The sequence below is a fragment of the Thioclava sp. SK-1 genome (genome assembly GCF_001705665.1).
In the GTDB taxonomy this organism is placed as follows: Bacteria; Pseudomonadota; Alphaproteobacteria; order Rhodobacterales; family Rhodobacteraceae; genus Thioclava.
This window is the reverse complement of the sequence record NZ_MDHA01000102.1, coordinates 1-376: the sequence shown is the minus strand read 5'-3', so window position 1 is coordinate 376 and position 376 is coordinate 1. Positions and strand designations below refer to the sequence as shown.

The 376-nt window shown below is 61.4% G+C and carries 2 pseudogenes; one reads left to right on the top strand and one right to left on the bottom strand.

What is annotated here, in order from left to right:
• Window positions 1–287 (top strand): annotated as a pseudogene (locus BFP70_RS20085) (IS3 family transposase); the annotation flags it as partial.
• On the opposite strand, the pseudogene BFP70_RS20890 reads toward BFP70_RS20085, so the two are convergent.
• Window positions 279–376: pseudogene (locus BFP70_RS20890) on the bottom strand (IS3 family transposase); the annotation flags it as partial. The pseudogenes BFP70_RS20085 and BFP70_RS20890 overlap by 9 nt on opposite strands.

Sequence of the window (376 nt, the reverse complement as noted above, 5' to 3'; positions counted from 1 at the left end):
GCCACCCAGTTCTTCGCGAACCTAAAGCCGTGAGGTTTCGGTTTGTCGAAGAACAGCGCGGCACCTTCCCGGTCGACCGACTGTGTCGTGTTATGGATGTCAGCCCGCGTGGCTTGCGGGCTTTCCGCAGCCGCCCGGCCAGCCGCAGGCAGCGCACGGATATGGTCGTCCTGGCCCACATCAAGGAACAGTCGCGTCTGAGTCTGGGCAGCTATGGCAGGCCCCGAATGACCGAAGAACTGAAAGAGGTTGGCATCGATGTCGGTCACCGGCGCGTCGGTCGCCTTGAATTTGCGCGTTCTTTCAACGGTGATCCCGTTTTCGCGCATCAGGCGACCGACGCGCCGGTGACCGACATCGATGCCAACCTCTTTCA